The organism is Mycobacterium sp. TH-M82 (genome assembly GCF_057473605.1).
On sequence record NZ_JBYCKY010000158.1, the window covers coordinates 1 to 5,786 of the forward strand.

Annotated in this window: 6 protein-coding genes and 1 pseudogene; 6 read left to right on the top strand and 1 reads right to left on the bottom strand. The window is 68.3% G+C overall.

Translation table 11 applies throughout. The annotated features are described in order from the left end of the window. The 6 genes and pseudogenes from AC2VON_RS04640 to AC2VON_RS04665 all read left to right on the top strand — a co-directional run. On the top strand, positions 1-521 hold a 521-nt coding region (locus AC2VON_RS04640; RefSeq protein ID WP_486951890.1), incomplete at its 5' end, for an inositol-3-phosphate synthase. A 98-nt stretch (positions 522-619) separates the two neighbouring features. Then, a pseudogene (locus AC2VON_RS04645) lies at positions 620-946 on the top strand (alpha/beta fold hydrolase); the annotation flags it as partial. A gap of 91 nt (positions 947-1,037) precedes the next feature. Then, on the top strand, positions 1,038-2,816 hold the full coding sequence (locus AC2VON_RS04650; RefSeq protein ID WP_486951891.1) for an ABC transporter substrate-binding protein/permease: 1,779 nt from the start codon (positions 1,038-1,040) through the stop codon (positions 2,814-2,816). An 11-nt stretch (positions 2,817-2,827) separates the two neighbouring features. Next, entirely contained in the window at positions 2,828-3,562 is a 735-nt protein-coding gene (locus tag AC2VON_RS04655; RefSeq protein ID WP_486951895.1) for an amino acid ABC transporter ATP-binding protein, read from the top strand. 49 nt (positions 3,563-3,611) lie between these two features. After that, on the top strand, positions 3,612-4,112 hold the full coding sequence (locus AC2VON_RS04660; RefSeq protein ID WP_486951892.1) for a MarR family winged helix-turn-helix transcriptional regulator: 501 nt from the start codon (positions 3,612-3,614) through the stop codon (positions 4,110-4,112). Between the two features lie 31 nt (positions 4,113-4,143). Further along, complete coding sequence (locus AC2VON_RS04665; protein WP_486951893.1) at positions 4,144-4,818, top strand: SDR family oxidoreductase; 675 nt, start codon at positions 4,144-4,146, stop codon at positions 4,816-4,818. An 80-nt stretch (positions 4,819-4,898) separates the two neighbouring features. Here AC2VON_RS04665 and AC2VON_RS04670 read toward each other — a convergent pair. Continuing rightward, on the bottom strand, positions 4,899-5,786 hold an 888-nt coding region (locus AC2VON_RS04670; protein ID WP_486951894.1), incomplete at its 5' end, for a class I tRNA ligase family protein.

The following is a 5,786-nucleotide window of genomic DNA, read 5'->3' on the forward strand; positions in this document are numbered from 1 at the left end:
GCGACGACATCAAGAGCCAGGTCGGCGCGACGATCACCCACCGGGTGCTGGCCAAGCTGTTCGAGGACCGCGGCGTGCAGTTGGACCGCACCATGCAGCTCAACGTCGGCGGCAACATGGACTTCCTCAACATGCTCGAGCGCGAACGCCTGGAGTCGAAGAAGATCTCCAAGACCCGGGCGGTCACCTCCAACCTGCAGCGCGAGTTCAAGACCCGCGACGTGCACATCGGCCCGTCCGATCATGTCGGCTGGCTCGACGACCGCAAGTGGGCCTACGTGCGCCTGGAGGGCCGGGCGTTCGGCGATGTGCCGCTGAACCTGGAGTACAAGCTCGAGGTGTGGGACTCGCCGAATTCGGCCGGGGTGATCATCGACGCGGTGCGGGCCGCCAAGATCGCTAAGGACCGCGGCCTGGGCGGACCGATCATCGGCGCGTCGGCCTACCTGATGAAGAGCCCGCCGGAGCAACTGCCCGACGACGTCGCCCGCACCCGGCTGGAAGAATTCATTACCGGTTAGCCCGCTCACCGGTTTCGGCGTGATGTCCGTCGCTCAGCGCACACAATCACGCCGAAATCTCCGGGGGCGCCGCGCACACCCACGCTAGCCTCGATGAGGTGGCCGAAATTGCCGACGACGAGTTGGCCGGTCTGTCCGAGTTCGCGCTGCTGCGCGAGAACGCCGAGCAGGCCGGTGTCACCGGTCCGCTACCCGGCGTGGAACGCGTCCGCGTCGGCGCTGTCAGCGCACTTCGCTGGAGAGCAGCAGGAGCGGCCCGGCCCAGGGCGGTGTTCCCGCACGGCGGCGCACAGAACGCGCACACCTGGGACACCGTGATCATCGGTCTGGGTGAACCCGCGCTGGCGGTTGATCTGCCCTGGCACGGCCGCTCGGCCTGGCGCGGCGGCGGCGAGTACACGCCGCAGCGCAACGCCGCCACCCTGCAGATGTGTTCACCGTCGCCGGCGCCGGGCACTCGGTGCAAGACGACCAACCGCGTGCGTTGGTCGGGCTGTTGCGCGAGGTGCTGAGCCGATGACGAAGCTGCCGACGCTGATCGCCGTGGCGCTGATGGTCTGCTGCCTGGCGGCGGCGCCGACCGCGGCAGCCGTACCCGACCAGTGCGCGCCGGTCGGAATGGCCGGTGCCATCGCGCTGCCGCAGAAGCTGGCCACCGCCAAGCGCCCCCGCGAGGACAAGTACACCACCGCCACCGTCGAGCCGCTGAGCTCGATAAACGTCAACGCGCTCAGGCTCGGCACGCCCGGCGTCCTGACCGTCGGCACGCTGTCCACCAGCCCGCCGATGACCTGCATCAACACCGCCGGGCACTTCGCCGGCTTCGACAACGAGTTGCTCCGCGCCATCGCAGCCAAGCTGGGCCTTCGGGTCCACTTCATCGGAACGGACTTCTTCGGCCTGCTCGCCCAGGTGGATTCGGGACGCTTCGACGTCGGATCGGCGTCGGTCACCGCAACCGACGCCCGGCGGCGCACCGTCGGCTTCACCAACGGCTACGACTTCGGTTACCTGGCACTGGTTGTCCCGGCCGGCTCACCGATAAGGGGCTTCGACAATCTGGCTGCCGGGCAGCGCATCGGGGTCGTGCAGGGCACCGTGGAGGACGCCTACGTCGTCGACACCCTGCAGCTCGAACCGGTCCGGTTCCCCGATCACAACACGCTCTACGCGAGCCTGAAGAGCCGCCAGGTCGACGCCTGGGTGGCGCCCTCCCTGGAAGCGCTCAACACCATGCGGCCCGGCGACCCGACGCAGGTCGTCGGCTACACCTTCAGCCCGGGCAACTTCCAGGCATACGCCGTGGCCAAGGAGAACCGGGCTTTGATCGCCGCCCTGAACTCGGGGCTGGATGCCGTGATCGCCGACGGCACCTGGCCCCAGCTCTACACCGACTGGGTGCCCCGGCCGCTGCCGCCGGGCTGGCAGCCGGGGTCGAAGTCCGCGGCCACCCCGCATCTGCCGGATTTCGCGGCCTACGCCAAGCACCATCACAGACCGGAACCGCAACCCCCGGCGCCGAAGTCGATGATCGCCCAGCTGCGGGACTCTTTTTTCGACGTCGACATCTACCGGGAGGCGCTGCCGGTGCTGCTCAAGACCGGGCTGCCGAACACGCTGGTCCTGACCGTCAGTGGTGCCATCATCGGCCTGGTCGCGGGGATGTGCCTGGCGGTCGCGGGCATCTCCGGGACCCGCTGGCTGCGCTGGCCGGCCCGGGTCTACACCGACATCTTCCGCGGGCTGCCCGAGGTGCTGATCATCTTGTTCATCGGGCTGGCCGTCGGGCCGCTGGTCGGCGGGCTCACCGGTAACAACCCCTACCCGCTGGGCATCGCCGCACTGGGCCTGACGGCGGCGGCCTACGTCGGCGAGATCCTGCGCTCCGGCATCCAGAGCGTCGAATCCGGCCAACTGGAGGCCGCCCGGGCGCTGGGCTTGCACTACCCGGCCGCGATGCGGCTGGTGGTGCTCCCGCAGGGGGTCCGGCGGGTGCTCCCGGCGCTGGTCAACCAGTTCATCGCGCTGCTGAAGGCCTCGGCGTTGCTGTACTTCCTCGGGCTGATCGCCGGACAGCGCGAACTGTTCCAGGTCAGCCGCGACTTCAATGCCGAAACCGGCAGCCTGTCACCGCTGGTCGCGGCGGGCATGCTCTACCTGGTGCTGACCATTCCGCTGACGCACCTGGTCAACATCATCGATGACCGGCTGCGTCGCGGCCGGCCCGCCCAGCCCGAAGACGACATCGATCCGATCACCACCACCGGGTTGTCGGTGGGCCAGGAGATGACGTGACGGTCACCGGGATGCGCCGCGAGCCGGTGTCTTTGCAGGGCAAGAACATCCACCTGTCGTTCGGTCGAAACCAGGTGCTGCGCGGTGTCGACCTCGACGTGCCCGCGGGCAGCACGGTGGCGGTGATCGGACCGTCGGGTTCGGGTAAGTCGACGATGTTGCGCACCCTGAACCGGCTGCACGAACCCGATTGCGGCGATGTCCTGCTGGGCGGGCGATCGGTGCTCGCCGACGATCCCGACCGGTTGCGCCAGCGTATCGGTATGGTGTTCCAGCACTTCAACCTGTTCCCGCACCGCAGTGTGCTGGAAAACGTCACCCTGGCTCCGCGTAAACTCCGGGGTCTGTCCAGCCACGACGCTCGCGAGCTGGCGTTGAACCTGCTGGATCGGGTCGGGCTGAGGCAGAAGGCTGGGGTGCGGCCCAGCGCCCTGTCCGGTGGTCAGCAGCAACGGGTCGCGATCGCCCGCGCGTTGGCGATGCAACCCCAGGTGATGCTCTTCGACGAGGTGACCTCGGCGCTGGACCCCGAATTGGTCAAGGGAATCCTGGCGCTGATCGCCGAACTCGGCGCCGACGGCATGACGATGGTCGTCGTGACCCACGAAATGGGCTTCGCCCGTTCGGCCTCGGACACCGTCGTCTTCATGGATCGCGGCAAAGTCGTGGAATCAGGCCCACCCGAACAGATCTTCGAAACCGCCGGGACCGAGCGGCTCCAGAAATTCCTCTCTCAAGTGCTGTGACGACCAGCCTAAGCCCGATAACCCCCCAAGCAGGTTAGACTGGCGAACTATGGCGGAGAGCAAAGCCGACGCGCCGGAGGTCACCGCGCTCGCGGAAGGTTTGCACCGCACGCTGTCCAAACTGTTTTCCATCCTGCGCCGTGGGGATCCCCACGGGGCCGCCACCGGCGACCTGACCCTGGCCCAGTTGTCGATCCTGGTCACTCTGCTCGACCGCGGCCCGATCCGGATGACCGAACTCGCCGCGCACGAACGGGTTCGCACCCCCACCACCACGGTCGCGATCCGCCGACTGGAGAAGATCGGGCTGGTGAAGCGCAGCCGTGATGCGTCGGATCTGCGGGCGGTGCTGGTCGACATCACACCCCAGGGGCTGGCGGTCCACCGGGAGTCGCTGGCCAACCGGCGAGCCGCGCTGGCGGTGATGCTGAACAGGCTCAGCAAGGACGACCTGAACACCCTCACCCGGGCGCTGGCGCCGCTGGAGCGCCTGGCCAGCTGCGAGCCCGTCGACAGCCCGGTGGCCGCTGCGTCCACCGGGCATGCCTGACCGCGACCGGGCGGCCCCTGAACTCCTACCCATGCCGACCGCACTGATCACCGGCGCCGGCGGCGGCATCGGCTCCGCCATCGCCACGGCCCTGGCACCCACCCACACCCTGCTGCTGACCGGGCGCCCCTCGGCGCGGCTGGAGGCCGTCGCGGAGCGGCTCGGCGCCATCGCCTGGCCGTTGGATCTGACCGACCCGGACAGCATTGCCGCCGTCGCCGCGGCTTCCGAGACGGTCGGCGAGCTGGACGTGCTGGTGCACAACGCCGGCGTGTCGATGCCCGGCCACATCGCCCAGACCGCCGCGGCGCAATGGCGGTCCACCTTCGAGGTCAATGTCTTCGGCGCGGTGGCGCTCACGCTCGCCCTGTTGCCGGCGCTGCGGGCCGGCGGCGCCCAGGTGGTGTTCATCAACTCGGGTTCGGGACGCCGGGTTTCACCGGGCATGGCGTCGTATTCGGCCAGCAAGTTCGCGCTGCGCGCGTTCGCCGATTCGCTGCGCGACGACGAACCCGCGCTGCGGGTCACCACGGTCTACCCCGGCCGCACCGACACCGCGATGCAGCGTGACCTGGTCGCCTTCGAGGGCGGCGAGTACAACCCGGACAGGTTCCTGCGACCCGAGACCGTCGCGGCGGTCGTCGCCGACGTGGTGGCCACCCCGCCGGATGGGCACCTACACGAGGTCGTGGTCCGGCCCCGCTGATCGCGAGCGAGCGTGCGTGTCCCCGGCCGGCATGCCGGGCCAAAAGTCGTTTTTGCGTACGTTCGCGACGAAAACCGCACTCAGACAACCAGGTTGACCAGCCGTCCCGGCACCACGATCACCTTGCTCGGGGTGGCACCGGACAGAAACGCCTGCACCTTCTCGTCAGCCAGCGCCGCGGCTTCGATGGCGTCCGCGGCTGCCTCGGACGGCACCGTTATCAACCCGCGCTTCTTGCCGTTGACCTGCACCGGGTACTCGAGGGTATCGGTGAGAAGGTACACGGGGTCGGCCACCGGGAACGGCCCGTGCGCCAACGACTCGTCATGGCCGAGCCGTTGCCACAGCTCCTCGGCCAGGTGCGGCGCCAGTGGCGCGAGCATCAGCACCAGCGGTTCGACGGCCGCCCGCGGCACCGACTCGCGGTGGGACTTGGTGAGGTGATTGGTGTACTCGATCAGCTTTGCGACGGCAATGTTGTTGCGCAGCGCCGCATAGTCTTCCGACACACCGGCAATGGTGCGGTGCAGGATCCGCAGCGTCTCGGAGTCCAGCCGCTTTGGGACGGCGTCGACCACCCGAAGGTCACCGCTGTGTTCGTCGACCACCAGACGCCACACCCGTTGCAGGAAGCGCTGCGCACCGACGACATCCTTGGTCTCCCACGGCCGGGATGCTTCCAGCGGGCCCATCGACATCTCGTAGACCCGCAGCGTATCGGCTCCGTAGTCGTCGCAGATCTCATCGGGCGACACCGAATTCTTCAGGCTCTTGCCCATTTTCCCGAATTCCTGGAAGACCTCCACATCCCCGTCGTCGGTGACCAGGACGAACTTTCCGTCGCGTTCGACCACCTCGGCAGCCGGCACATAGGATCCCCGCGCGTCGGTGTAGGCGAAAGCCTGAATGTAACCCTGGTTGACCAGCCTGCGGTACGGCTCCCGCGAGCTGACGTGGCCCAGGTCGTA

Coding starts and splice junctions, on each gene's coding strand:
- AC2VON_RS04650 (WP_486951891.1), top strand. CDS start 1,038: ATGACGAAGCTGCCGACGCTGATCGCCGTGGCGCTGATGGTCTGCTGC.
- AC2VON_RS04655 (WP_486951895.1), top strand. CDS start 2,828: ATGCGCCGCGAGCCGGTGTCTTTGCAGGGCAAGAACATCCACCTGTCG.
- AC2VON_RS04660 (WP_486951892.1), top strand. CDS start 3,612: ATGGCGGAGAGCAAAGCCGACGCGCCGGAGGTCACCGCGCTCGCGGAA.
- AC2VON_RS04665 (WP_486951893.1), top strand. CDS start 4,144: ATGCCGACCGCACTGATCACCGGCGCCGGCGGCGGCATCGGCTCCGCC.